This window comes from Arthrobacter dokdonellae (genome assembly GCF_003268655.1).
GTDB classification, from domain to species: domain Bacteria; phylum Actinomycetota; class Actinomycetes; order Actinomycetales; family Micrococcaceae; genus Specibacter; species Specibacter dokdonellae.
On sequence record NZ_CP029642.1, the window covers coordinates 1,222,748 to 1,248,935 of the forward strand.

Here is a 26,188-nt window from a genome sequence, read left to right on the forward strand (position 1 = left end):
GCTACCGCGAAAACGGGAGGTGCGGGCTAGAGGCGCCGGCGCCGCGACACCGCATGGATGACGCTCGCCCCCATCATGACGAACGCGGCGGGCAGGCAGAGCATGGCAATCCAGGTGAAGCCGGTCCACGGCTCGCCGCCGGACCACTTGGTCAGCAGCAAAATGGCCAGTGCGGTCACCCCTGCCAGTGCCAGCAGCAAGGCCGCGAGGCTGAAGGCCAGCCAACCGCGGCCGTCGCGCGCCGGCGCCGTGTTGTGGGTACTCATGGGCATAACGCTAACAGCGGACATGGGCGGCACCAAGCGCGGACGCGGCCGCGGACGCGGTAACCTTGAAAGGATTAGACCAGCACGCTTGGCGCTGTCAGTACCGGCTGCACAATTCACGGACCTGCGGGTGCGGCGGCCCACCACCGTGCAGCCGCCGGGCGTGGTTCCAACGGATGAAACGTATGAGGTAGAGCAAGTGCCGATCGGCAAAGTGAAGTGGTACGACAACGAAAAGGGCTTCGGCATCCTGACCGCCGACGACGGTCGGGAAGTCTTTCTGCGCGCCAATGCCCTCGCACCCGACGCCGGCGACATCAAGCCCGGAATGCGCATGGAGTTCGGCGTGGCTGACGGCCGAAAGGGCGCCCAGGCCATGGCCGCAAAGGTCCTGGACCGCGGCCCGTCCGTGGCCAAGGCCAAGCGCATGCCCGCCCGCGACCTCGCCCCGATCGTGCAGGACCTGGTGACCTTGCTGGAACATTCGGTGGGATCCCTGACCAACGGCAAGTACCCGGAAGGCGACGCGGCCAAGATCGCCGCCGCGTTGCGCAAGGTTGCCGACAACTTCGACGCATAGCGGTGTCCACCATGACCGAACATCCCACCGATTCCGCGACCGTGACAGCCTTCGAGGCCGCCGCGGCGCCCTTGGCAGCTGCTGAGCCGCCGGCAGCTGCTGAGCCGCCGGCAGCTGCTGCGCCCCCGGCAGCTGCTGCGCCGCGCCCCGGTGTCCCTGTCTGGCGGGTGGGCAAGCCGGACGCTATCCTGGCCGCGGCCGTTGACGCCGCCAGATCGGCCGTGCGGGAAATCGCCGCCGATGGCGACATCGGCCCCCACGCGGCCGTGCGCAGCGAGGGCGTACGTGCGGTCACGCACCTTTTTGAATGCCACCTCCCCGGCTACGCCGGCTGGCAATGGTTCGCCACCCTGACCCGCGTCTCCCGTTCCAAGGACGCCACGGTCAACGAGGTGGGACTGCTGCCCACCACCGGCTCCATCCTGGCGCCGCCATGGGTGCCGTGGGCCGAGCGGGTCCGCCCCGAGGATGCCAAGGCCGGCGAGCCCGCCGGTTCCGGCGTGGACCCCGAAGATGTCGGCGTGCAGCCCGAAGATGGCGGCGATGCCGCCGACGACGGCGGTGTTGCCGACGACGATTCCGGGCCCGACACGGTGTCCCCGGCCGGCGACGTGCACGCACCGGAGGACTGACCCGCCTTTCCGGGGTCGAAACCTCCCCTGTGGCCGCGTTCCTACCTTTTCCCGTCCCCGTTCCGAGACAAGGTAATCGTGCCGACGCGGCACCGCGCGTCGGTCCGCCAAAGGAGTTGTTGACACCATCCGCGTCCCGGGAACATGCTGTGTGCATGGATGACGCGGCCGTGGATGTGGTGAGGCGCTTCTATGAGGCTGTCGCGGAGCGGGACCTGGCCAAGGCCGAGTCCTGTTTCGCCCCCGACGCGTTGTGGCACCTGCCCGGCCATGGCCCCATTGCCGGCGATCACGTGGGGTGGCCGGCCATCCGTGACGGGTTCCTGGCGAAACTCGGACCGCTTTCCGGCGGAACCTTCAAGGCGGAGCTGCTCGACGTCGCCGTGGGATCGCGCTACATCGTGGCTGTCCAGCACGCCACAGGAAACCTTGCGGGGCGCGTGCTGGACATCACCGGCTGCCAGCTGATGCACGTGGAAGGTGGCTTGATCCGCGAGGTCCGCGGGCATTATTCGGACCAGGGGCAGCTTGACGCCTTCTGGGAGGAGCCCGCCTGACGGGCCCCTCCGCCGTCGTCCGTCCGCAGCCGGCTGCTAGAGGTTTTCCACCACGTAGTCGATGCACTGGGTCAGCGCGGTGACGTCGTCGGGCTCGATGGCCACGAACGTGGCGATGCGCAGCTGGTTGCGGCCGAGCTTGCGGTACGGCTCGGTGTCCACGATCCCGTTGGCGCGCAGCACCCTGGCCACTGCGGCAGCGTCCACCGATTCGTCAAAATCGATGGTGACGATCACGTTGGAGCGGTCCTCGGGCCTGGACACGAACGGGGTGGCGACACTGGACGCCTCGGCCCAGGAATACAGTCGGCCCGCGGAGTCGGCGGTGCGCTTGGAGGCGAACTCCAGGCCGCCGTTGCCGTTGAGCCACTTGACCTGTTCATTGAGCGTCACGAGCGTGGACAGGGCGGGCGTGTTGTACGTCTGGTTCTTCAACGAGTTGTCGATGGCGGTCGTCAGGTTCAGGAAGTCCGGCACCCAACGGTCCGTGGCGCCTATGCGGGCAGCCCGCTCGAGCGCGTCGGGGGAAAACAGCCCAAGCCACAGGCCGCCGTCGGACGCAAAATTCTTTTGGGGCGCAAAGTAATAGACGTCCGCCTCGGTGACGTCCACGTGCAGGCCTCCGGCGGCGGAGGTGGCGTCAACCAGGACGAGCGCCCCGTCGTCGACCCCGGCCACCCGCTTAACGGGAGCGGCCACGCCGGTGGACGTTTCGTTCTGGGGCCAGGCGTAGACATCGACGCCGGACTCGGCCGACGCTTCGGGGCGCGTGCCGGGCTCCGAGGTGATGATGGAGGAAGCGTCCAGGAACGGCGCGTTGTTGGTGGCCGAGGCAAACTTGGAGCCAAACTCGCCAAAGGAGAGATGCTGGGCCTTCTTCTCCACGAGGCCGAACGAGGCCACGTCCCAAAATGCCGTGGACCCGCCCACACCCACAATGACCTCGTAGCCGTCGGGGGCGTTGAAGAAGGTCTTCAGGCCGCAGCGGACCTCGCCCACCAGGTTCTTCACGGGCGCCTGGCGGTGGGAGGTTCCCAGCAGGGTGGCCCCGGCCGCGGAAAGTGCCGACACCTGCTCGGGACGGACCTTCGAGGGACCCGCGCCAAAGCGGCCGTCGGCCGGGCGCAGGTTGGCGGGGATGGTGAGGGGCGTGGATTCGCTCACGGGTCTGCTCCAAAATTTAAGCGACGGATGTCAAGGCGCCAAGGGCCTGCGGCCAATTCTGCCGCACGGCGCCGCCCATCCTGAAATGCAGGCCGCATGGTGAAACAAAGGGAGCCGACGGCGCGTCCTGAACGGCGTTCCGGGGATCCTGCGTGACAGGCGGGGGGAACAAGGGAAGGTTTTCCTACCTTGTATTAAGCAGGATAACGTTAGAGGGAAAAGGCCTGTGCCCGGAATCTCGCTCAACCCCAGGAGGAATCTGACGTGACAGATTTGATTGACACGACGGAAATGTACTTGCGCACCATCCTGGAGCTTGAGGAAGAGAACATCGTCGCGCTGCGGGCCCGCATCGCCGAACGCCTGCATCACTCCGGCCCGACGGTGTCCCAAACCGTCGGACGCATGGAACGGGACGGGCTGGTCATCGTCTCGGGGGACCGCCACCTGGAGCTGACGCCCGCCGGACGGGACAAGGCCACGCGCGTCATGCGCAAGCACCGCCTGGCCGAGCGGCTGCTGGCAGACGTGATCGGTCTGGACTGGGCCTACGTCCACGACGAGGCCTGCCGATGGGAGCACGTCATGAGCGAAAGGGTGGAGCAGCGGCTGTTTGAGCTGCTCGGCAAGCCTGACGAATCGCCGTACGGCAACCCCATTCCGGGCCTGGAGGAGCTCGGCGGCAAGGTGGCCCCCGTTTTTGCCGCCGGCCTGGTGACCTTGGTGGAGGCCATGTCCACCTATTCGCCCGAGCAGTCCGTCACCATCCACCGGCTCTCTGAGCGCATTCAGGTGGAACCGGAGCTGCTGACCCAGTTCGACGAAGGCGGCCTGCGTCCAGGAGCCAGCATTTCACTGGCCCAGGTGGGCGAATACATCTCCGTGCGCGTCCCCGGCATCGACGGCGCCCTCGAGCTGCCGCCCGAAGTCGCCTCGCACGTTTTTGTCGCCATGAACTAGGTGGATCGGGCCCTTTCATCGATGTTCACCGCGCGCTTGCCGCGCTTTTGCCGCTGGTGTCCGGGCGGATCCGCGTAAGGCGCTTGACGCCCAAGCCGCCGAATGTAACGGAACTATCACGGTGACCATTTGTACCGTATAGTAACTACCTGGCGCTGTAACCAAAGCGTTACCGACCTCTGACACCGAGCCTTGCCTCCAGAGGGTGGTTTGAGCAATTTCAGGCAAGGACGGGGGAACCACAAGCGGCGGACCGACCAGTCCGCCTTGGGGTGAAGCCAAGCCACCGCTCGCAATTCATCGATGCACCCTGTCATGGCAGGGACTGATGCGTGCCGGGGCCTGGCCGGATCGAAAGCCGCACTCTCTGATCCGAATCCGACAGCTAACTCCGCAGGTGCTTCTCAGAGAGGTTATTTGTGTCAGAGGTCAAGCAGCACGGGCGCCGCCGGGCGGTTCCTTCGCCAGCCCCGCCAGCAGTGTCCGTCCCGCTAACGCGCCGCGAAATGCTCGCGTCCGAACGTTCCACCATTGCACCCCACGCCACGCTCGGCACCCTGATGCGGACCCGCCTGGCCCACGGGGCCGGCCAGAAGGTGGGAATAGCCCTGGCCGCCACGGGTCTGGCCCTTGCCGTCACCGTGCCTTCCGCGACGGGCGTCTCACTGGCCAGCGTTGACACCAACCACGTGGCTGCCGCGGAAACGGTGGTCACGGCGGCGTCCGACGTCGCCATCAACTTTGACGCCCCGGCGATTGCCAGCGCGCTCAATCCGGACGGCCAGCTGAAGGAAACGCTGAAGGTCAAGGCTTCCAACGTCACTCCCCAGGCCGCCAAGGGTACGTTGTCGGCACCACTGAAGACGCTCACGCCCACCTCTCCATTTGGATCCCGCCTCAACCCGCTGACGGGTGCGATGGGTGAAATGCACACCGGGCAGGACTACGCCATCCAGTGCTCCACCGCCGTGTTTGCCGCGGCGGGCGGGACCGTCACCTTTGCCGGATGGCACCCGTACGGCGGGGGGAACCGTGTCGTGATCGACCACGGCAACGGCCTGTCGACGTCGTACAACCACCTGAGCTCGATAGGCGTCAAGGTCGGCCAGAAGGTCCAGCGAGGGGACCAGGTGGCCCTCAGCGGCACCACAGGAGCCTCCACCGGCTGCCACCTGCACTTTGAGGTCATCGTCGACGACCAGACCGTCGACCCGATGGGTTGGCTTTAGTCCCTCCACAAGGGGTTCCAGGTCACGACTTAGAGACACGACCGTGACCTGAACGTGACATTGGAAAAAAACTGCTGTACCGTCATAACCGCGCCAACTTCGAATCAAGCTGGCGCCTGTGAGTGGATTGCCTAGCTCTGCCACCGCTCACGGTCCGTTCGTATCAATCGTCTGGCAGGGGCGGGGGAACCATTATCGGGCTTCACGTGTGAAGTCCTAGGGGTGAAGCCGCGAAACATTCGCCAAGGAAAAACGTCCTTGCCCGAGTGTGGAGCGGCCGGGTGACTCCCATCCGAATCCGACAGCTTACCTCGCAGGCTTTGGGAGAGGATCCTTCTTGTCTTCAAACACTGCCCTTGGGCGCCACCGCGCCGAGGTTGTTAAGACCAGCCCGATCTCCGTCATCACGAAAGCCGTCAGCTCCAACGTCGGCGGTGTCGGACGCCAAGCCGCTGTAATCGCAGCAGCTTCCGGACTGGTCCTTACTTCCGGCATTGCAGCCAATGCCGCCACCCCCACCGTGGAGCGCGCCTCCGACGGTGGAACCACGCTCAGCCAGAACACGCATCTTGCCTCGGCAGTGACTGCGGCCTCCACCGTGAAGATCTCCTTCGCCACCCCCAAGGTGACCTCGACGCCGGCTCCCGTCGTCGAGGCTCCTGTCGTAGCACCGGCTCCTGCCGTGGCAGCCCAGAGCAGCAACGTTGTCGAGACGCCCGCTGCCGCACCGGCTGCCCCGGTTGCGCAGGCTCCTGCCGCAACCGTTACCACCACCGAAGCAGCTCCCGCACCTGTGGCAAAGAGCGGCATTGGCGCCACGATCGCCGCTGCCGCCCTCGCACAGCTTGGCGTTGCCCAGGACTGCACCATGCTGGTCACCAACTCCTTGGCCGCGGCAGGCATCCACTACCACGGCTGGCCGGCAGGCTACCTCTCCCTGGGCCGCACGGTTTCCCAGGCTGAAGCACAGCCCGGCGACCTCATTTACTACGCGGACGGTGGCGTGGGCATGGCCCACATCGCCGTTTACATTGGCAACGGCCAGGCCGTTCACGGCGGCTTCCACGGCAACACTGTTGTCTGGTCGGTCGACGTCGGAGGCTCCGCCCCCGTCTTCATCGCCATGGGCCACTAGGCAAACCGGCAAAAACCGGCAGTGCAGCACAGGGCCCCGTCCACCGGACGGGGCCCTGTGCTGTCTCCGTCGGCAGTGGCGGGTGGACGTCGGCAGTGGGAAGCGGACCTTGCCCGGCAGCACCCGCCATCGGACGCGGAGCCATGGCGTTTCGGGCGCGGTGCGGTGGTTATCTCCAACCTCACGGTGGGGCGGGCATCACCGGGGGCGGGCTAGCATGGGACGCATGGACAGTGGAAGCAGGGGCCCGTGCAGGCCGTGATCCTCGCCGGCGGCCTTTCGCGACGTCTGGGCGGAGAGCCGAAGGCAGGGCTGCTGGTGGGCGGGGAAACACTCCTGGCGCGCGCCGTGCGCACTGCCCAAGACGCCATCGAGGCTGAGCCGGGCGGCAACGCAGCCGGGAGGGCCGCCGTCGTCGGGCCCGTGGAGCAGCTGGCAGCCTGGCTGGGTCCGGGCGCGCCGTCCGGCAGCCTCAAGCTGGTGCAGGAGGACCCGCCACATTCCGGGCCGGCCGCGGGCCTTGCGGCCGGGCTGGCGGTGCTGGACGGCGTCGAAGGCAGGGTGCTGGTCCTGGCGTGCGACATGCCGGAGGCGGGCCGGCTCGTGCCGCTGCTGGCCGACGCCGTGGCCGGCTGCGGCGACGACGAAGGCGTCATGGCCGTGGACAGCGGGCGCCGCCAGCCGCTGGCGGCGATCTACCCGCTGGCGCCGCTGCGGGCGGCCGTGGAGGCGGCCCGGACGGCTCACCAGCTGGAGAATGCTTCAGTCTTCTCCTTGGTTGCTAGTGTGAACACCAAGGAATGTGCCGTGCCGGCGGGACTGGCGGCGGACATCGACACCTGGGACGACGCCCGCTTGTACGGAATCGACGCCCCGGTTTGAGCCGGCCCGGACGACCGGGACGGGAAGGGGCAGGACATGGACAACAACGACGAGGTTTTGGACGCATGGCTGGCAAAGCTGATGGCGGCCTTTGAGATTGCCGACATTGAAGTGGATGTCCACGCCGTCTTGAACCTCGCGGGGGTGGCAGCCCATTCGGTGGTGCGCCCGGCCGCCCCTCTGACCACCTTCGTGGCGGGACTGGCCGCGGGTCTGGCCGCGGGTTCGGGACAGGCCGGTTCCGCTCCGGCAATGGCCGCTGCACTGGGGCTGGCCAAGAAGCTGGCCGCAGCCGAAGCGCCCGCTTCCGCCGAATAGGGGGGGCAGGTGCCAGCCAACACCCACCCGGTGCGATCCGCCCACGCGCCGGAAACGCCGGACCAGCAGACTTCGTCCGCCCACGCGCCGGAAACGCCCGGGCCGGCAGCACCCGCAGCGGAGCCCCGCACCCTGCCGCACACCTGGGAGGAGGCCCGGGCGGCCGCCTACAACGTCGCTGAACCGTTGCCCGCCCATGAAATCCCCCTGGAACGGGCGGCCGGCCGTAAGCTGGCGGCCGACATCGTCGCCCTTCATCCGATGCCGCACTACGCCTCGTCCGCCATGGACGGCTGGGCGGTCGCGGGCAGCCCGCCGTGGATCCTGACCGAGCCCGGCCGCCGCCTCTCGCCCGGACAGGCCGTACCGATCGTCACCGGCGGCCTGCTCCCGCAAGGCGCCAAGTCCGTCCTGCGCAGTGAAGCCGGGCTGCTCTCCACGGACGACGACGGCCTGCCCGTCCTGGTGCGCGGCGGCGCCGCCCGTCCGGGCGAACCAAAAAACGGCCAGCACATCCGTCCCGCCGGACAGGAGGCGGCGGAGGGTGAGCTCCTGGTGAAAGCCGGTGTCACGCTGAATCCCGCGCACCTGTCGCTGGCGGCGCTGGGTGGACTGGACGACGTGTCCGTGCTGGGACGTCCGGCCGTGCAGCTGGTGCTGACCGGCGACGAGGTGGTTCAGTCCGGACTTCCCACGCCCGGCCACGTCCGGGACGCCTTTACCCCGCAGCTGGGCGGCGTCGTCGAACTTCTGGGCGGCACGGTCGTGGGGCTGCGCCGCGCCGCGGACAATTTGGAGGCCACGCTCGAGGCGCTGGCCGACACGGAAGGCAACCCGGCCGACGTCGTCATCACCACGGGGGCCACGGGGCGCTCCAGCGCGGACTTCCTCCGGCCGGCCATCGCACGGATGGGCGGCACCTTCCATATCGACGGCGTCGCCATGCGTCCTGGGCATCCGAGCCTGCTGGCGGAGTTTCCGGACGGCCGCTTCCTGGTAGGACTGCCGGGCAACCCGCTGGCCGCCATGATTGCCCTGCTCACCATCGGCGCTCCGCTGCTGGCCAGACTGGGCGCCGCACCTCTGCCCGCCACGTTCGAGGTAGCCTGCGGATCGCCCATCAAGGAGTATCACGGGCCCACCCGGCTCATGCCGTACCGACTGCTCTACGGACTTGCGTCGCCGTGTGCCAACACCGACTCCGCCATGATGCGGGGACTGGCGGCGGCCGACGGCGTCATGGTGGTGCCGCCGCACGGCGCCAAAATGGGGGAGGCCCTCACCGCATTCCGGCTGCCGTGGACCTGACGTTCACCTGTTCGGACGGCCGTGTGCTGGCCGGCCAGGTATTCGGGGTGCCCGAAGGCGTGGAAAAACGGGGGACCGTGGTCATTGCCAGCGCCACGGCCGTCAGGGCCGCCTACTACCACCGCTACGCGGCGTTTTTGTCCGAGAACGGCTTCGCCGCGGTCTCCTTCGACTATCGGGGGATCGGGGGATCCCGCGGCGGCCCGCTCCGTGGCCAGCGCGTCCGCTGGTTTGAGTGGGGTTCGCTGGACATCGACGCCGTGCTGGCCTGGGCGCTGCAACAAGGGGACGGGCTGCCCGTGCACTTGGTGGGCCACAGTTTTGGCGGCTACGGCGTCGGACTGGCGGAGCATGCCGCGGGCCTCGGCCGGATCCTGACGGTGGGCGCGCAGCACGCCTACTGGCGCGACCTCCGCCCGGGGAACCAGCTGGCGCACTGGGGCCGCGCCCTGCTGACACTGCCGCTGGTGGGCGTCTTTGGCTACTTTCCGGCGAAGCGCCTGGGCCTGATGGAAGACCTTCCGGCCGGCGTGGCGCTGGACTGGGCCCGCAGCCGCAAGGACTTCACGACGGCTGCCGCCGGTTCCCTGCGCACCGCCCTCCGGGCGCACCAGGCAGCCGTCACCGCACCCATCCTGGCCCTGGCGCCGACCGACGACTCCTATGCCACCATCCCGGCGATGGAGCGGGCCGTGGCATATACGCCCAACAGCCCGTCCCGCGTGGTGCACCTGTCCCCGGAGGGGTACGGCGAAGCGTCACTGGGCCATTTTGCCCTGTTCCACAGCCGCTACCGAGAATCGTTCTGGCCCCAAACCCTGGCCTGGCTGCGCGACGGCACCTGGCCCTGACCCGTCCCCCCTCGTTGAGGTTCGAGATAACCACCGATTCGCGGGGGATTTGGGGCGTCGTGATCTCGAACCTCAGCGAACGGAGGCGTCGTGATCTCGAACCTCAGCGAACGGAGGCGTCGTGATCTCGAACCTCAGCGGAGGGCGGGGACGGGTTCCAGGCGGACCACCACCGACTTGGACGTCGGCGTGCCGCTGACGTCCGCTGTGGAGTCCAGCGGCACCAGCACGTTGGTCTCCGGGTAGTATGCGGCGGCGCAGCCCACGGGCGTTGAATAGGCCACGACACGGAAATCCGGGGCCCGGCGGTCCACGCCGTCCTTCCACTCGGAGACCAGGTCCACCATGGCCCCGTCGGCAATCCCCAGCGCCGCCAGGTCGGCCGCGTTGACAAACACCACGCGTCGGCCGTTCTTGATGCCGCGGTAGCGGTCGTCCTTGCCATAAATGGTGGTGTTGTACTGGTCGTGGGAGCGCAGCGTCTGCAGCAGCAGGCGCCCCGCGGGCACTTTCGGATATTCCAGCGGGTTGGCGGTGAAGTGGGCCTTGCCGGATTCGGTGGAAAAGGACCGCGAGTCGCGCGGTCCGTGCGGAAGGATGAACCCGCCGGGACGGTCGATTTTCGCCTCGAAGTCCTCGAACCCCGGCACGACGTTGGCAATGTGTGCGCGGATGCGGGAGTAGTCCGCGGCCAGCGCCGGCCAGTCCGCAACCGGCGCGCCCGGCCGGGTGCCGCCGTCGTCCGTGGCAAAGAGCAGCTCGGCGAGCCGGGCGACGATGGCGACCTCGGACAGCAGGTTGTCCGACGCCGGGGCCAGGCGCCCGCGCGAGGCATGGACGGCGCTCATGGAGTCCTCGACGGTGACGCGCTGGTCCCCGCCGGCCTGGGTGTCCCGCTCGGTGCGGCCCAGCGTGGGCAGGATCAGCGCCTGCCTGCCCACATGCAGGTGCGACTTGTTCAGCTTGGTCGAGATCTGCACGGTCAGGGACAGCTTGGCCATCGCCGCCTCGGTGACGTTGGAATCCGGCGTGGCCCGCACAAAGTTGCCGCCCATGCCGACAAACACGCGGGCCAGCCCGTCGCGCATGGCCTCGATCGCGGCAACCGTGTCGAAGCCGTTGGCCCGCGGGGAGGCAAAATCGAATTCGGCGTCGAGGGCGTCATGGAACGACGGCGGCATGCGCTCAAAGATGCCCATGGTCCGGTCGCCCTGGACGTTGGAGTGGCCGCGGACCGGGCAGACTCCGGCGCCCGGCTTGCCGATGTTGCCCTGAAGCAGCAGCACGTTGACCACGTCGCGCAGGGTGGGCACCGAATGCTTGTGCTGCGTCAGGCCCATGGCCCAGCAGACCACGGTGGCGGTGGAGGCCAGCAGCCGCGCGCCCGTGGCACGGATCTGCTCCTCCGACAGGCCCGAGGCGGTGACAATTTCTTCCCAGGTCACGGCCTCCAGCTGTGCCAGGCATTCGCCGAGCCCGGTGGTGTTTTCCTCGATGAACGCGGTGTCAAACACCCGGCCCTCGTGCGGGGAACCGGGCCGGCGCTGCTCCTCCAGCAGGAATTTGCCCAGACCCTGAAACAGCGCCTGGTCGCCGCCGAGCTTGATCTGCAGGAAGTCATCCGCCAGAGCGGTCCCGCCGCCGACCAGTCCGCGCACCGTCTGCGGATTGTCAAAGCGCATCAGCCCGGCCTCCGGCAGCGGGTTGACGGCCACAATCACGGCGCCGTTCTTCTTGGCCTTCTCCAGGGCGCTGAGCATGCGCGGATGGTTGGTGCCCGGGTTTTGGCCGGCGATGATGATCAGCTCGGCCTGGTACATGTCCTCCAGCGACACCGAGCCCTTGCCGATGCCGATGGTCTCCGTCAGTGCCGAGCCGGAGGACTCGTGGCACATGTTGGAGCAGTCCGGCAGGTTGTTGGTGCCCAGCCCGCGCACCATGAGCTGGTACAGGAACGCGGCCTCGTTGGATGTGCGCCCCGACGTGTAGAAGATCGCCTCGTTGGGGTCATTGAGCGCCTTGAGCTCGTCCGCCAGCAGCCCCAGCGCCCGCTCCCACGACACCGGCACATAATGGTCGCTGCCCTCGGCCAGGAACATGGGGTCGGTCAGCCGGCCCTGCTGGCCCAGGCGGAAATCGTCCCACTCGCGCAGTTCGTTGATCGAATGCTTGGCAAAGAACGACGGCGGGACCCGCCTTTTCGTGGCTTCCTCCGCCACCGCCTTGGCCCCGTTTTCGCAAAATTCGGCGGCGTGGCGTTGCTCGGCCTCCGGCCACGCACAGCCGGGGCAGTCAAAGCCGTCCTTTTGGTTGATCTTCAGCAGCGTCTGCGCCGTGCGGAGCGGACCCATCTGATTGAGGGAAACCTCCATGGAGTGCAGGATTCCGGGGATGCCCACGGCCTTCTTCTGCATGCTGCGCACGGTGAGCTGCTGTTCGTTGATGTTTTCCTGGGGCGCTTTGCCGGCCATGAGAGCATCCCTTTCGCCTGGGAAGAGTTCTTCGGTGGCCAGCCTATCCCGCCGGGAGCCTTCTTAGGCTGTTCATTACCCGGGGAGCAACTACCCTTGAAAGGAGGGGCAGCAGTCAATTGGAGGACCCGTGGGACGCCTGATTCACCGAGTGAAGGCAACAAGGATTGATTTGGCCGGGCACCGGCGCGTGGTTCGCGAGGAGGCCTTGGCGGCGGAGGAGCCCCTGGAGATCCGGCTGGGCCATGAATCCTTCACCGTCACGATGCGCACGCCCGGGGACGATTTTGACCTGGTGGCCGGGTTCCTGGTCTCCGAGGGGATCATATCCGTGCCCGACGAGCTCATTTCGCTGCGCTTCTGCGCCGGCGAGGATGAGAACGGGCAGCAGACGTTCAACGTGGTGGAGGCGCAGCTGCGTCCCGACGTCGCGTTGCCGGCACTGTCGGCCCGGCGCAACGTGACCACCACCAGCGCGTGCGGGATCTGCGGCACGGCCTCGATCGACGCGGTGCGGAAATCCTCGCATTACCCGATCACCTCGCCGGTGGACCAGCCGCTGGTCAAGGCCGAGGTGCTGGCGTCGCTGCCTGAGGAACTGCGTGAACAGCAAAAGCTCTTTGACAAGACCGGCGGCGTGCACGCCGCCGGCCTCTTTGCGCCCGACGGCGAGCTGCTGTCGCTGCGTGAGGACGTGGGACGGCACAACGCCGTCGACAAGGTGGTGGGCGCGGCCTTCCGGGAGCGCCGGCTGCCGCTGGCCAACACCATCCTGCAGGTTTCGGGCCGGGCCTCGTTTGAGCTCGTCCAAAAGGCCGCGATGGCGGGGGTGCCGGTGCTCGCGGCCGTGAGTGCGCCGTCGTCCCTGGCCGTGGACCTGGCCCGCGAGTCCGGGCTGACGCTGGTGGGATTCAGCCGGGGAAAAACGTTGAACGTGTACACGCACGACGCCCGGATCGGCGACTGAGCGTCGGGGAAAAGTGCCCATTATCTGAAGGAGCGTCCGGAAAATGCGCCCATTATCTGCAGGAGCGTCTGCAGGGAGGGAGGGGGTCGCGTCTTGGCGTTAGATCTCGTGCAGCAGCCTGCGCACAAACGCCTGGGTGCGTTCCTCCCGCGGGTTCCGCAGGACCTGGCTGGCCGGCCCGCGTTCCACGACCACGCCGCCGTCCATGAACACCACCTCGTCCGCGGTCTGGCGGGCGAAGGCGAGCTCGTGCGTGACGATCACCATGGTCCAGCCTTCTTCGGCCAGTTCCTTGATGACGGCCAGGACGTCGTCGACCAGTTCCGGGTCGAGTGCTGAGGTGGGCTCGTCAAAGAGCAGCAGCTGCGGCTTGAGCGCCAGGGCGCGGACAATGCCCACGCGTTGCTGCTGGCCGCCGGACAGCTCGAACGGGTGTGCGTCCTTCTTCTCCAGCAGGCCAACCCGGTCCAGCAGCGTCTCCGCCTCCGCGACGGCCTCGGCGCGGGGGCGCCTTTGCACGCGTACGGGCCCTTCGATGATGTTTTGCAGCACCGTCATGTGCGGGAACAGGTTGTAATGCTGGAATACCATGGCGCTGCGGTCCCGCAGCGATGCGACCTCCCTGGGCGTGACCTTCGCGCCAAAGTCCAGTGTGAGCGCCGGCAGCCGGGGCACGACGCCGGAGCCCCCTTCCCCGGCATCCGCACCGTCGCCCGTGGTTCCGCGGGCACCCACGGTGACCGTGCCGGCGTCGGGCGTCTCCAGGCCGTTGAGGGAGCGCAGGATGGTGGTCTTGCCGGAGCCGGAGGGGCCGATGAGGGCCACCACCTTGCCGCGCGGGACGTCCAGGTCAATGCCGCGCAGCACCTTGTTGGACCCGAAGGACTTGTTCAGGCCGCGGACCTGCAGGACTGGGGCGTCAGTGGGCGACATAGCGGTCCAACCTCTTTTCCAGCTGTGTTTGCGCCGTGGACAGGACCAGGCAGATCACCCAGTAGATGAGCGCCGCCTCAAGGTAGAGCAGCATGAACTCCTGGCTGAAGGCGGCCACCTGCTGGGCCACCCGGAACATCTCCGTGACCAGGATCAGGGATGCCAGGGACGTGTCCTTCACGAGCGAGATGAACGTGTTGGACAGCGGGGGCACGGACACGCGGGCGGCCTGCGGCAGGATGATCCGCAGCAGCGTCTGCCCGCGGGACATGCCGATCATGTGCCCGGCCTCCCACTGGCCCTGCGGCACCGAGAGGATGGCGGCGCGGATCACTTCCGCCGCGTAGCCGCCCACGTTCATGGAGAACGCGATGATGGCGCTGGGCCAGGGATCGAGCTTCACCCCCACGGCCGGGAGCCCGTAAAAGATGACGAACAGCTGCACCAGCAGCGGCGTTCCGCGGATGACCGAGACGTAGAACCGGCCCACCCCGTTCGCCAGCCTGTTGCGGCTGATCCGCAGCATGGCCACCAGCAGCGCCAAGACCAGGCCGATGGCGAAGGAGGCCAGGGCCAGCGGGATGGTGCCCTTGACGGCGCCCAGGAGCATCGGGCCGAGCGAACTCCAAAATAAGTCCATGCCTGAACCCTAGCGTCCGGGCCCTACTTGGACACGTCCTGGCCGAAGTACTTCTTGCTCAGCGTGGTCAGCGTGCCGTCGGCGGCCAGCTCCTTCAGGGCCGTGTTGACGGCGCCGTCCAGCGCCTTGGAGCCCTTGTGGAAGGCGAACACGGAATCGGAGGAATCCTTGGTGGTGGCGGCGATCTTCAGGCCCGAATTGGGGTTGGTGACCTGGTAGTCCAGGAAGGTCAGCTTGTCGTTGACAATGGCGTCGACGCGTCCGTCCTTGAGCAGCGAGACGGACTGGGCCCAGCCTTCAACGGGCTCCACGTTGGCGCCGCTGTCCTTGGCCAGCGTGTACCAGTTGCTCGTCAGGGACTGCGCGGTGGTCTTGCCCTTGAGGTCGGCAAAGGACTTGACGGAGGTGTTGTCCGACTTCGTGACGATCACGCCCTGCGAGACGGTGTACGGCGTGGAGAGCTCGTACTTGGTCTGGCGTTCCGGCGTGGCCGTGACCTGGTTGGCGATGGCGTCAAAGCGGCGGGCCTCCAATCCGGCAAAGATGGAGTCCCACTGGGTCTCCTCAAACTTCGCCTTGACGCCCAGCTTGTCCGCCACGGCCTTGGCGACCTCGACGTCGTAACCGGTCAGGTCGCCCGCGCCGCCCTGGTGGTAGCTGAACGGCTTGTAGGTGCCCTCGGTGGCAAAGACAATCTCGCCCGCGTTCTTGACGCTGCTCAAGGAGGTGTCCCCGCCGGCTGCCGGCGTGGCCGAGGAACCGCCGGTGCCGGAGGTTCCCCCGCAGGCGGCAAGGGCGATTGAGGCCGCTGCGAGCATGCCGACGAGCCCAAAAGTACGACGATTCATCTTCTTGTGTTCCTTCACGGTCAAGGCGGGAGGTTCCCGCGAAATCAACGCCCGCAAAACCAACGGACCGCGGGCCGCCCGTCCTTGGAGGCTATCACCGGGGCGGATGATGGGAAGAGGGAACATGTCACTGTGTTACGCCGTCGCGACGGCAGTGATTTGACTCACGCCACCGGAGTGCACTAGGAGTCCCCGGGCGGGCCCGCCGCGGACGGGAAAAACCGCCAACCGTGGGAATCGGGAATACCCTGCCGCCCGCCCGTGGCTTAAGCTGGTAGCTTGCCCAACCCTCAATTAAGGAAACCCGCATGAGTATGGAAGGCGCGGCCTGGAGCTCCCTGTGGAGCACCATGCGATCCGACAAAAGCAATGGCGGCATCTCCAAGGACACGCTGCGCCGGACGGTGGCGTTTGCCAAACCCTACAGCCGCAAGCTGCTGGTGTTCGTGGTGCTGTCCGTGATCTCCGCGGCCCTTGCCGTGGCGACCCCGGTGCTGGCCGGGCGGGTGGTCAACGCGATCGTGGCGAAGGCCGCCATGGACGTGGTGGTCAACCTGGCGCTGCTCATCGCCCTGGTGGCCGTGCTCGACGCCGGGCTGTCGCTGGTGATCCGTTGGATCTCGGCGAACCTGGGCGAGGGCGTCATCCTGGACCTGCGCACCGCCGTGTTCGACCACGTGCAGCGCATGCCCATCGCGTTCTTCACCCGGACCCGCACCGGCGCCCTGGTCAGCCGGCTCAACAACGACGTCATCGGCGCCCAGCAGGCGTTTTCCGGCACCCTGTCGGGGATCGTGTCCAACTCGGTGCAGCTGGTCCTGACGTTGATCGTCATGCTGAACACCTCATGGCTCGTGACGCTGCTGGCGCTGGTGCTGCTGCCCATCTTCCTGATGCCCGCCCGCCGCTTCGGCAGCAGGCTGGCCGGGATGCGGCGCGAGGCGGCAAACCTGAACGCGGACATGAGCACGCAGATGACCGAGCGGTTCTCCGCCCCGGGCGCCACCTTGGTGAAGCTGTTTGGCCGGCCGGCCGATGAATCGCGCGAGTTTGCCTCCCGCGCCAACAGGGTGCGCGACATCGGCGTGCGCACCGCCGTCATGCAGTTTGTGTTCTTCTCCGCCCTCATGCTGGTCTCCTCGCTGGCGCTGGCCCTGGTGTACGGGCTCGGCGGCTCGCTGGCCATCGGCGGCACGCTCAACGCCGGCGACGTGGTGGTGCTGGCCCTGCTGCTGACCCGCCTGTACGCCCCGCTGACCGCCCTGGCCAACGCCCGCGTGGACATCATGAGCGCCCTGGTCAGCTTTGACCGGGTGTTTGAAATCCTGGACCTGAAGCCGCTCATCACGGAAAAGCCGTCCACGGTGCCCGTCCGGCCCGGCCCGCTGGGCGTGGAGTTCGACGACGTCCGCTTTGCCTACCCGTCCGCGGACAAGGTCTCCCTCGCCTCCCTGGAAGACGTGGCCGTCCTGGACACCCGCGGCGGCGAGGAGGTACTGCACGGGATTTCCTTCCGCGCCGAACCCGGCCAGACCATTGCCCTGGTGGGTTCCTCCGGCGCCGGCAAGTCCACCATCGCGCAGCTGCTTTCCCGCCTGTACGACGTCGACTCCGGCGCCGTGCGCATTGGCGGCACCGACGTGCGGGACCTGTCCTTTGACGGGCTGCGCGCCGCGATTGGCATGGTGACCCAGGACGGGCACCTGTTCCACGAATCAATCCGCTCCAACCTGCGCCTGGCCAAACCCGACGCCACGGATGCCGAAATCTGGGATGTGCTGCGGCGGGCCCGGCTCGCGGCCTTCGCAGAGGCCCTGCCCGACGGGCTGGACACCGTGGTCGGGGAGCGCGGCTACCGGCTCTCCGGCGGGGAGCGCCAGCGGCTGACCATCGCGCGGCTGCTGCTGGTCCAGCCCGCCGTGGTCATCCTCGATGAGGCGACGGCGGCCCTTGACTCCACGAACGAGGCCGCCGTCCAGGCCGCCCTGGGGGAGGCGCTGGAAGGGCGCACCGCCGTCGTCATCGCCCACCGGCTCTCCACCATCCGCTCGGCCGACGCCATCCTGGTCGTTGAGGGCGGGCGGATCGTGGAACGCGGCACGCACGATTCGCTCATTGCCGCCGGCGGGCGCTATGCGGAACTGCACGACACCCAGTTCGCCCAGGCCGTCGCCGCGGTCACGGACGCCGCCATCCCCGGGGACGCCTGACCCGCACGTCCATGTTGCACATCTTGGACTGGGAAAACGCTTTCTGAGATGATTTTCGTCCTGTGATCTCGCATACCTTATTGGACAGTTTTGTCTCGGACCTTCGTAGACACTCTGTCTCATCGCCTTGTAGACAGTTGGTCGGTTTTGCTTGTGGATTGTGCATAAAACACAACCATCAATCAAAGTCCGTCATCTCGTTGCTACATGGCCTTCCGATGCTCCTCGCGGTGCCGTGAGCGCGTTTTGTAAACAACATAATGTCTCCCGGGCCTGGTTCTACCAGGTCCGGGCGGCAGCCCAAGCGCTCGGCCCGGTCAAGGCGTTGGAGAAGAGGCCTCCGATCGCGTTGCGGCATCCGAAAACCACTCCCGCTTCCATGGTCGATCTGCTGCTGGGAACCCGCGAGGAGTTGGAGAAGGCCGGCTTTGATGCCGGCCCGCTCTCAGTGATCGCCAAGTTGCGCCGACAGGGCTTCCAACCGCCCTCCAGGGCGACTGTGGCCAGGATCTTCACCCGTGCCGGCGTCGTGGTGCCGGAGCCGAAGAAGAAGCCCCGCAGCGCCTATATCCGGTTCGTCTATCCGCAGCCGAATGCGTGCTGGCAGATTGACGCCACCGAGTGGGTGCTGGCGTGCGGGACGAAGGTCACGATCTTCCAACTCATCGACGACCATTCACGGCTGGCCCTGGCCTCGTTGGCTGCTTCCGGGGAAACCAGCGAGGCCGCGATCAGGGTCGTGACAACCTCGATTGACCGACACGGGGTACCCCAGCGCTTCCTCAGTGACAACGGCGCGGCTCTTAACCCGACACGGCTGGGCAGGCGCGGGGAACTGGTGGAATTCCTGAAGGCCCGGGGCGTGGAACCCATCACCGGAAAACCCTACAAACCCACTACCCAGGGCAAGAACGAGCGGTTCCATCAAACCCTGCACCGGTACCTGAAGCAGCAGCCACCAGCCACCACGCTGGAGGTCCTGCAAACCCAGATCGATGCCTTCGACCGGTACTACAACACCGAACGTGAACACCAGGCCCTGAAGCCGGGTATGACACCGCAGGAAGCCTGGAACGCCACACCCAAGGCCCCGGCACCCGGCCCGCCGGAACCAGAAGAACCCACGGTAGGGGCAGAGCGGTTCAGCGGCCAGCGTCGTGTCGGACGAGACGGCAATGTCACCGTCTTGGGGACGCATTTCAAGATGGGCAAGAAATACATCGGCACCACCGTGAACATCATTCACGACGACACCGACATCATGTTCTTCGACAGCCTTGGCTCAGAAATTATCAGCCACCCCATCCCACCCAAAGGCACCCCATACGTAGGCAACGGCAAACCCTCCGGCATCGCGGCAGACCCCGCCGGCGCCGTGCGGAAACGTAAAATCAGGCCAGTCAAAACAACAACTACGACCGAACAGCCCGAACCAGAAACCGTCTAAAAAGAAGTGAGACACTTCCGGTCTGGCCACTACTCAGACCGGAAGTGTCTACACAACAATGAGACATCAACTGTCAACACAGGTGCGAGACATGAACTGTCTACAGAGGTCCGAGACATGACAGATGATTTTCGTCCAGGACGTGCAACACAGATTTCTTAAGGGGCGAGCCGGGGGAGGACATACTCTGTCAGCAGCGGGGCGAGGTCGTCAAAGTCTGCCGCACGGGCGGGGTCCATCCAACGCAGTTCGGCAATCTCGGCCGCGGGCTCAATACCGGCACCCGCCCAGCTCCCGGGCGCGGTAAAGACCGTGGCTTCAATGTCGGTGTTGGATTCGTTGGCCGCCGTGCCGGTCCACACGCCCATCAGCACAAGGTCCGCGGCGGCCACCTGGATGCCCACTTCTTCCGCAAGTTCGCGCGACCCGGCCTGCGCGGCATTCTCCCCGGGCTCCGGCTTGCCGCCCGGGTGCATGAACTTGGTGGTGCCGGACTTGCGCACCGTCAGCAGGCGACCGTCCCGGTCGTAGACACAAACGGCAGATACCCGCAAATAGTTCTTCACGGCTTCGATCCTAACGTCTCCGGATCAGGCCGGACGCGGGGCGAACATGATGACGTATACGCCAAAGAGGCACACCACGGCGCCGATAACGTCCCAGCGGTCCGGCGTGAACTTGTCGAAAACCATGCCCCACACCAGTGACCCGGCAATGAATACGCCGCCATAGGCGGCGGCTCCATCAGCGGCCGACTGGTCGCGTAGTCGGCGTGCGTGGGCCGTTTCTTCCGGGTCGCTTCTTTTTCGTGGGTTGGCGCCTACTGCCGTCTGGTTATTGGGGGTGGGGAAGCGTACGCGAGGCGGCCCCCGTCTGCACGGCGGCCGGGTGGAAGCGCAGCAGACCGGTCGCGGGTGAGGGATGATCTTTCATCTCAGCCCAGGGGGCGTGTGGAACGGCGGCCGTCGACGGCCAGGAACACCAGCGCCAGCAGGATGGGCCCGTACGTCAACAGCGCCGACCAGCCCAGCTTTTCGCCCAGCAGCAGCGACACCGCCACCAGCAGCACGGGCTCCACATAGCTGAGCAGCCCAAACAAGGACAGCGGCAGCCACTTGCTGGCCAGCAGGTAAAACAACATGGCCAGCGCGCCCAGGACCCCGATGGCGGCGGCCCCCAGATAGCCGGAGTGCGGGGCGGTGCCCGAAGGGCCCGCACCGAACAGGCCGGGGCCGGCCACCCCATGCGGGCCGGCGACGATGAACCAGACGCCCAGGGGCAACATCGCCAGCAGTTCCGCGGAAAACGCGGCGAGGGTGTCGGTGCCGAGCTTGCGGCGCAGCACAAAGTAGACGGGATAGGTCAGGCACACCACCAATGTGGGCCAGGCCAGGCCGCCAGCGGAGAAGGCCTGGTGCGCCACTCCGGCCGCCGCGGCCGCCACGGCCAGTTTCCGCAGCAGGCTGAGCCTGTCGCCAAAGAAGGCCCGGCCAGCCACCACCATGGTCAGCGGCAGCAGGAAGTAGCCAAAGGAGACGGACAACGCCATGCCGTTCAAGGGCGCCCACAGGAACAGCCACAGCTGGACGCCCACCACGGCTGCGGCCAGCGCGCCGGGCAACAACGTGGACGGGCGGCGCCGGACCAGGGACACCAGGGCGGCAATTTCGGCCCGTCCCCAGGCCGCAAACGGCAGGACCACTGCCAGGGTGGCCAGGGTCAGGATCACGCGCCAGCCAAAGATCTCCTCGGCGCCCCAGCCGGGCAGGGATCCGGCGATGAAGAAGATGACGGCGAACAGGGCCGACGCCGCAAGGGACGCCCCGGCGCCGCGTGCCGCGTGATGACTCCGCATAGCGTGGCCCCTGCCTGAAAAGGTGCGCATGAACAAGATGCGCCTGAAAACCGCGATAAAGCTGTCCCTGAAACGCGCGAACTAACTTCCGAACTCCGGCAGGATCCGTGCGGCCGCGCCATCCCCGCTCAGCGGCAGCCCCGCAGCCTCCGGCGCGCAACGGACAAAAAAGTGCCCCCGCCGGGGATCGAACCCGGATTTGCCCTTTAGGAGAGGGCCGTCTTATCCATTGGACTACAGAGGCGCGTGAACCAGCCTAGCGGACTGGCTTTGCAAGTAAAAAAACCGCAGGGCCCGCAGGCAGGCAATCATGGGGCCGCCGGGGCCTCCGGCGCAGGAGCGGCCTTCCTGCGGAGCCCTGCATAGAGCGCAAAGCCCATCCCCGCCAGCGTCACCACCAGCAGGAACCACGACGCAACCACGAGCACCGAGGCCAAGGTGACGGCCCCGGCGTCGAGCGCCTTCGCGGAAAGCATGCGGTCAATGGCCACGTTGGCCCACAGCTGGATGCCGGCAAACAACACAGGGAACACCCACAGCAGCCGCCGGAGCCATTTTTTGGCCACGTTGATGGCAATGAGCGTCATGGCGGACAGCCCAAAGACCAGCGGAAACAGGGTGCCGGCGGTCTTGTGCACAAACTGCAGCTGCCCCATCGCGTCGGCATTCATGGCCGAGCGGAGCGCCTCAACATGCGTGGCGCCGAAGCCGAACACCATGGAATCGGGCATGGCCAGGCCCCCGGAGAGGTCCGTCATCTGGTTCAGCGTCAGCAGGTGGAAGTACCAAAACAGGAACAGGCTGGCCACGGCGCCGGCAATCAGGATCAGGTTCGCGTTGCCCTGGGCCTTCGCCGGACGGCGCCGCGTGCTCGCATTGACGACGGGCCCGCTGGGGAGAGTGGGCGCAGCACCATGTTTCTTTGCGCGCTGGGCGGGAGTTTTAGCCATGGATCCATTATTGCCCAGTTCCGCCCCCGCCCTTCCGGGACCGGGCCCGGGACCAGGCCGGGACCAGGGCCGGGACCGCGGCCGGATTAGGCTGGATGCATGGCCGACAACCTGGACCCCCGCCTGACCGACGCCCAACTCGCCGGGGCGCTGGTGCGCAAAGCCGGCCTGCTCGCCCTGCGCATGCGCAACCGCGGGCTGGAGGCGCTGCGCGGGACGGCGACGGAAAAGGCCAACGTTGCCGACGTCGTCACGGCCGCCGACACCGCCGCCGAACGCTACGTGGTGGATCAGCTGCTGCGCTGCCGTCCCCAAGATTCGATCCTCGGGGAGGAGGGGGCCGCGCACGCCGGGACGTCGGGGCGCACCTGGGTGATCGACCCCGTCGACGGCACCTGGAACTTCTTCAGCGGCTCCGCCTACTGGTGTTCCGCCCTGGCCCTGGCGGAGGAGACTGCGGGGAAGGGGGCCCCGGCGGGGGAGGCCCCGGCGGGGGGGGCCCCGGCGGTCGGGCCGGACAACACCGCGATGCCAGTGGCTGCCGATCCGTCCGGCGCGTTGGCGCACGACGCCGGAGCCTCCTTGGGCGCCCCCGTGTCGCGGGGTGCCGGGGAGCCTGCCCGTGACGGGCTCGCCGACGCGGCTGTGCTGCTGGGGGCAATCTTCCAGCCGCAGGAGGACAAGCTGTGGCTCGGCGGGTCGCTGCAGAAAGCCACATTGAACGGCGAACCTGTCGCGGTTGACACCCGGCAGGACGTGGGACTGCTCGCGGGAGTGACCTACATCCACCCCGGCTGGCTGGCCGCCCGCCAGGCGGCCGGGCCCTGGCAGCGTGCCGCCCGGCTGCCGGCCACGCTGCGCATGCTCGGCTCCGGCTCCTGCGACCTGGGCCGGGTGGCCCAGGCGGAACTGGGCGTCTGGTTCCAGCACAGCTGCCCGGCCTGGGACTGGCTCCCGGGCAAGGGGATCGTGCGCGCGGCGGGCGGGGAGACCGGCGTCGTCCGGGTCAACGGACTGGACTGGTTCGTGGCGGGGCCGAAGGGGGCGGTGGACGCCATTACGGCCGCGCTCGCGGACACAGGTCTCGGGGACGGCCCCGTCACGGAGGACCTACCTTAAGGGGCGCCCGGTATGGGGGCCGCATAAGTGACGCTCGACAAGACGAGGGTCCTCCACCGGATGCCACAGGCGGCTTGTTGTCCACAGCGCCCTCGAAGCCCGCAGTTGGTTGTCAGCGGGGCCAACTAGACTGGATGGCACCATGGACATGTTGTTTGACCCCTACGCCAAGAAGCCCAAACCTGCCGCGGAACGGGCCGCCGGACTCCTGCCGCCTTTCCCGGCAGGCTCTCCCGCCGGTTCTGCCGCCTGGGAGCCGTCCGACGCCGATGATCCCGGAGCCGACGCCCCGGAACCAGACTTGCCGGAGGCGGCGCTTCCGGACGGGAGGCCGACGGGCTACGGGCCGGCGGATGTTGCCGGGCCAAGCGCCGGCGGGCACGGCAGCGACCCGGGGGCGGGGAGCCGCTGGCCGGATCCGGCAGGGCTGCTGCAGGGGATGAACCCGCAGCAGGAGGAGGCCGTCATCCACGCCGGATCGCCGCTGCTCATTGTGGCCGGCGCCGGCTCGGGCAAGACCCGCGTGCTCAGCCACCGGATCGCCTACCTGCTCGCCACCGGCCGGGCGCACCCCGGAGAGATCCTGGCCATCACCTTCACCAACAAGGCCGCGGCCGAGATGCGCGAACGCATCCATGCACTGATCGGCCACGCCGCGAAGGCCATGTGGATTTCCACCTTCCACTCCTCGTGCGTGCGCATCCTGCGCCGAGAGGCAAAGACCATCGGGCTCAATTCCAACTTTTCGATCTATGACTCCGCCGACTCCCTGCGCCTCATCACGCTGGTGTCCAAGGGCCTGGAACTGGATCCGAAGAAGTTTGCGCCCAAGGCCATCATGCACAAGATTTCGGCGCTGAAGAACGAGCTCGTCGACGCCGACGAAAACGCCATGAACACCAATTTCAAGGAGCCCTTCGCCGCCGCCGTGGCGGAGGTCTACAAGGGCTACACGCAGCGGCTGCGCCAGGCCAACGCCATGGACTTCGACGACCTCATCGCCGAGACCGTCTACATGTTCCGGGCATTCCCCGGCGTGGCCGATTCCTACCGCCGCCGCTTCCGGCACGTCCTGGTGGACGAATACCAGGACACCAACCACGCCCAGTACGCCCTGGTGCGCGAAATTGTCGGCGAAGAGGGCGCCACCACCGGGATCCCACCCGCGGAACTGACCGTGGTGGGAGATTCCGACCAGTCCATCTATGCCTTCCGCGGCGCGGACATCCGCAACATTGTGGAGTTTGAACAGGACTATCCCAGCGCCGCCACCATCAAGCTGGAGCAAAACTACCGTTCCACCCAAAACATCCTCAGCGCCGCCAACGCCGTCATTTCCCGCAACCCCAACCGCCGCGAGAAAAGGCTCTGGACGGCCGAGGGCGACGGCGAGAAGATCATCGGCTACGTTGCCGAATCCGAGCACGAGGAAGCCCGCTTCATCGCCGAGGAAATCGACCGTCTCCAGGATGAGACTGACCTGCGGCCCGGCGACGTCGCCATCTTCTACCGCACCAACGCCCAGTCGCGCGCCATCGAGGACATCCTGGTCCGCACCGGCCTGCCCTACCGTGTGGTGGGCGGCACCCGCTTCTACGAACGCAAGGAAATCAAGGACGCACTGGCCTACCTGCGCGCCCTGGTCAACCCGGACGACGACGTCAACCTGCGCCGGATCCTCAACGAACCCAAGCGCGGCATCGGCGACCGCGCAGAGGGCGCCCTGGCCTCCCTGGCAGAGCGCGAACGGATCTCCTTCTCCGCCGCACTGGCCCGCGCGGAGGAGGCCCCGGGGATGGCCACCCGGTCCCTGAACGCCGTCACCACGTTCGCCAAGATGATGGCGGACCTCCGCGAGGTGGCCGCCAGCTCGGGCCCGGCCACGTCGCTGGAGGCGGTGCTGGAACAGTCCGGCTACCTGGAGACGCTGCGCAGCTCAACGGATCCGCAGGACGAGTCGCGCGTGGAAAACCTGGCGGAGCTGCTCGCCGTCGTGCGTGAATTTGAAAAGGACACCCCCGACGGGACGCTGGGGGAGTTCCTGGAGCAGGTTTCCCTGGTGGCCGACGCCGACCAGATTCCCGACGCGCCCGGCGGCTCGGAGGCGGAAGCCGCGGCGGCCGTGGCCGAGGCCAAGCGGCTGGGCGTGGTGACGCTGATGACGCTGCACACGGCCAAGGGGCTGGAATTTCCTGTGGTGTTCCTGACCGGCATGGAACACGGGATCTTCCCGCATTCGCGCTCCGCCACGAGCCCGACGGAGCTGGCCGAGGAACGCCGCCTGGCCTATGTGGGGCTGACCCGAGCCCGCAAGCGCCTGTACCTGACCCGCTCCGAGGTCCGCAGCCTGTGGGGGCAGAGCCAGTACAACCCCGCCAGCCAGTTCATCGAGGAGGTGCCCGCGGAGCTGATCGACTGGAAGCGCGAAGGCATGGCGCGCATGGCACCGCCCGCAGGCGGCGGCTTTGGCACCAGCCGCTACTCGGGCTCCTTCTGGGGTGCCGGCTCCGCCGTGGGCGGGCGCGACACCGGCCAGCTGCCGCCGAGCATTTCCGCCCGGGCCGCCGCCGGCCGGGTGCAGCCGCAGAAGGAGGTCATCTCCGTCGGGGTGGGGGACAAGGTCAACCACACGGCGTTTGGTGAGGGCACCGTCTCCGCCGTCCAGGGTGCCGGGGACAAGATGGTGGCCACGGTCCAGTTCACCATTGGCGAGAAACGGCTGCTGCTGCGCTACGCGCCGCTGACCAAGGTGAGCCCCTGACTTCAGCCGTGGAGGGCGTTATTGTGAGGGGAATAACCCCCGTCACCTGTGGTGCCACGGGAGAATATGTGCTTGCCCGGCAAGGCGGTACTGTGTAAAAGGGGT

The 26,188-nt window shown here is 67.3% G+C and carries 24 protein-coding genes, 1 tRNA gene, 1 pseudogene and 2 riboswitches; of the genes and pseudogenes, 15 read left to right on the forward strand and 11 right to left on the reverse strand.

All coding sequences use genetic code 11. From position 1 onward, the window contains the following. Positions 1–26: 26 nt before the first annotated feature. A complete protein-coding gene (locus tag DMB86_RS05415) occupies positions 27–266 on the reverse strand; it encodes a hypothetical protein (protein WP_113716887.1) in 240 nt (79 codons plus the stop codon). A gap of 199 nt (positions 267–465) precedes the next feature. Between DMB86_RS05415 and DMB86_RS05420 the strand changes: the two genes are divergently transcribed. From DMB86_RS05420 to DMB86_RS05430, 3 genes are all read left to right on the forward strand, one after another. Next, positions 466–846, forward strand: coding sequence for a cold-shock protein (locus DMB86_RS05420; RefSeq protein ID WP_113719352.1), 381 nt, complete (start codon positions 466–468; stop codon positions 844–846). A gap of 11 nt (positions 847–857) precedes the next feature. Further along, positions 858–1,478 (forward strand): DUF3027 domain-containing protein, encoded by a 621-nt coding sequence (locus DMB86_RS05425; RefSeq protein WP_113719353.1) that lies wholly within the window; start codon positions 858–860, stop codon positions 1,476–1,478. Positions 1,479–1,633: 155 nt separating this feature from the next. Beyond that, positions 1,634–2,035, forward strand: coding sequence for a nuclear transport factor 2 family protein (locus DMB86_RS05430; RefSeq protein ID WP_129545473.1), 402 nt, complete (start codon positions 1,634–1,636; stop codon positions 2,033–2,035). Positions 2,036–2,071: 36 nt separating this feature from the next. Here DMB86_RS05430 and serC read toward each other — a convergent pair whose 3' ends face one another. After that, positions 2,072–3,199, reverse strand: a complete 1,128-nt coding sequence (gene serC, locus DMB86_RS05435) for a phosphoserine transaminase (RefSeq protein WP_113716889.1) — start codon at positions 3,197–3,199, stop codon at positions 2,072–2,074. Between the two features lie 264 nt (positions 3,200–3,463). Here serC and DMB86_RS05440 point away from each other — a divergent pair, with 264 nt between their 5' ends. From DMB86_RS05440 to DMB86_RS05470, 7 genes are all read left to right on the forward strand, one after another. Beyond that, on the forward strand, positions 3,464–4,159 hold the full coding sequence (locus DMB86_RS05440) for a metal-dependent transcriptional regulator (RefSeq protein WP_113716890.1): 696 nt from the start codon (positions 3,464–3,466) through the stop codon (positions 4,157–4,159). 203 nt (positions 4,160–4,362) lie between these two features. Then, positions 4,363–4,576, forward strand: a riboswitch (cyclic di-AMP (ydaO/yuaA leader). A gap of 89 nt (positions 4,577–4,665) precedes the next feature. Next, positions 4,666–5,388 carry a M23 family metallopeptidase gene (locus DMB86_RS05445; protein WP_113716891.1) on the forward strand — a complete coding sequence of 241 codons (723 nt, stop codon included), beginning with the start codon at positions 4,666–4,668 and terminating at the stop codon, positions 5,386–5,388. 158 nt (positions 5,389–5,546) lie between these two features. Next, a riboswitch (cyclic di-AMP (ydaO/yuaA leader) is annotated at positions 5,547–5,722 on the forward strand. 3 nt (positions 5,723–5,725) lie between these two features. Further along, positions 5,726–6,523: an NlpC/P60 family protein gene (locus DMB86_RS05450; protein WP_113716892.1), complete on the forward strand. Its 798-nt coding sequence runs from the start codon at positions 5,726–5,728 to the stop codon at positions 6,521–6,523. 249 nt (positions 6,524–6,772) lie between these two features. After that, entirely contained in the window at positions 6,773–7,405 is a 633-nt protein-coding gene (gene mobA, locus DMB86_RS05455) for a molybdenum cofactor guanylyltransferase (RefSeq protein WP_113716893.1), read from the forward strand. 36 nt (positions 7,406–7,441) lie between these two features. Beyond that, positions 7,442–7,723, forward strand: coding sequence for a DUF6457 domain-containing protein (locus DMB86_RS05460; protein ID WP_113716894.1), 282 nt, complete (start codon positions 7,442–7,444; stop codon positions 7,721–7,723). Between the two features lie 9 nt (positions 7,724–7,732). Then, entirely contained in the window at positions 7,733–9,031 is a 1,299-nt protein-coding gene (locus tag DMB86_RS05465; RefSeq protein ID WP_113716895.1) for a molybdopterin molybdotransferase MoeA, read from the forward strand. Then, entirely contained in the window at positions 9,022–9,882 is an 861-nt protein-coding gene (locus DMB86_RS05470; RefSeq protein WP_171814378.1) for an alpha/beta hydrolase family protein, read from the forward strand. Before DMB86_RS05465 ends, DMB86_RS05470 begins: the two co-directional genes overlap by 10 nt. Positions 9,883–10,016: 134 nt before the next feature. Here the strand turns inward: DMB86_RS05470 and DMB86_RS05475 are convergent, their stop codons facing one another. Then, a complete protein-coding gene (locus tag DMB86_RS05475) occupies positions 10,017–12,353 on the reverse strand; it encodes an FdhF/YdeP family oxidoreductase (protein ID WP_113716897.1) in 2,337 nt (778 codons plus the stop codon). Positions 12,354–12,483: 130 nt separating this feature from the next. Here DMB86_RS05475 and fdhD point away from each other — a divergent pair, with 130 nt between their 5' ends. After that, a complete protein-coding gene (gene fdhD / locus DMB86_RS05480; RefSeq protein ID WP_113716898.1) occupies positions 12,484–13,320 on the forward strand; it encodes a formate dehydrogenase accessory sulfurtransferase FdhD in 837 nt (278 codons plus the stop codon). Between the two features lie 99 nt (positions 13,321–13,419). Here fdhD and DMB86_RS05485 read toward each other — a convergent pair whose 3' ends face one another. The 3 genes from DMB86_RS05485 to DMB86_RS05495 are packed head-to-tail and all read right to left on the reverse strand — an operon-like array spanning position 13,420 to position 15,741. Continuing rightward, positions 13,420–14,253: an amino acid ABC transporter ATP-binding protein gene (locus DMB86_RS05485; RefSeq protein ID WP_113716899.1), complete on the reverse strand. Its 834-nt coding sequence runs from the start codon at positions 14,251–14,253 to the stop codon at positions 13,420–13,422. Continuing rightward, on the reverse strand, positions 14,240–14,893 hold the full coding sequence (locus DMB86_RS05490) for an amino acid ABC transporter permease (RefSeq protein ID WP_113716900.1): 654 nt from the start codon (positions 14,891–14,893) through the stop codon (positions 14,240–14,242). Before DMB86_RS05490 ends, DMB86_RS05485 begins: the two co-directional genes overlap by 14 nt. Positions 14,894–14,916: 23 nt before the next feature. After that, positions 14,917–15,741: an amino acid ABC transporter substrate-binding protein gene (locus DMB86_RS05495; protein ID WP_113716901.1), complete on the reverse strand. Its 825-nt coding sequence runs from the start codon at positions 15,739–15,741 to the stop codon at positions 14,917–14,919. Positions 15,742–16,049: 308 nt separating this feature from the next. Between DMB86_RS05495 and DMB86_RS05500 the strand changes: the two genes are divergently transcribed. Both DMB86_RS05500 and DMB86_RS05505 read left to right on the forward strand, forming a co-directional pair. Beyond that, complete coding sequence (locus tag DMB86_RS05500; RefSeq protein ID WP_113716902.1) at positions 16,050–17,951, forward strand: ABC transporter ATP-binding protein; 1,902 nt, start codon at positions 16,050–16,052, stop codon at positions 17,949–17,951. 235 nt (positions 17,952–18,186) lie between these two features. Further along, positions 18,187–19,398, forward strand: coding sequence for an integrase core domain-containing protein (locus DMB86_RS05505; protein ID WP_227878454.1), 1,212 nt, complete (start codon positions 18,187–18,189; stop codon positions 19,396–19,398). Between the two features lie 158 nt (positions 19,399–19,556). Here DMB86_RS05505 and DMB86_RS05510 read toward each other — a convergent pair whose 3' ends face one another. The 5 genes and pseudogenes from DMB86_RS05510 to DMB86_RS05530 form a co-directional block, all read right to left on the reverse strand. Next, positions 19,557–19,964 (reverse strand): NUDIX hydrolase, encoded by a 408-nt coding sequence (locus tag DMB86_RS05510; protein ID WP_113716903.1) that lies wholly within the window; start codon positions 19,962–19,964, stop codon positions 19,557–19,559. Between the two features lie 24 nt (positions 19,965–19,988). Further along, positions 19,989–20,135 (reverse strand): annotated as a pseudogene (locus DMB86_RS05515) (YnfA family protein); the annotation flags it as partial. A gap of 197 nt (positions 20,136–20,332) precedes the next feature. After that, on the reverse strand, positions 20,333–21,253 hold the full coding sequence (rarD, locus tag DMB86_RS05520; RefSeq protein ID WP_113716904.1) for an EamA family transporter RarD: 921 nt from the start codon (positions 21,251–21,253) through the stop codon (positions 20,333–20,335). Between the two features lie 172 nt (positions 21,254–21,425). After that, a tRNA-Arg gene (locus DMB86_RS05525) sits at positions 21,426–21,497 on the reverse strand. Positions 21,498–21,561: 64 nt separating this feature from the next. Beyond that, a complete protein-coding gene (locus DMB86_RS05530) occupies positions 21,562–22,203 on the reverse strand; it encodes a hypothetical protein (protein WP_113716905.1) in 642 nt (213 codons plus the stop codon). A gap of 99 nt (positions 22,204–22,302) precedes the next feature. Between DMB86_RS05530 and DMB86_RS05535 the strand changes: the two genes are divergently transcribed. After that, positions 22,303–23,322: an inositol monophosphatase family protein gene (locus tag DMB86_RS05535; RefSeq protein WP_113716906.1), complete on the forward strand. Its 1,020-nt coding sequence runs from the start codon at positions 22,303–22,305 to the stop codon at positions 23,320–23,322. 142 nt (positions 23,323–23,464) lie between these two features. Beyond that, on the forward strand, positions 23,465–26,083 hold the full coding sequence (gene pcrA, locus DMB86_RS05540) for a DNA helicase PcrA (RefSeq protein WP_418202304.1): 2,619 nt from the start codon (positions 23,465–23,467) through the stop codon (positions 26,081–26,083). Positions 26,084–26,188: the final 105 nt, after the last annotated feature.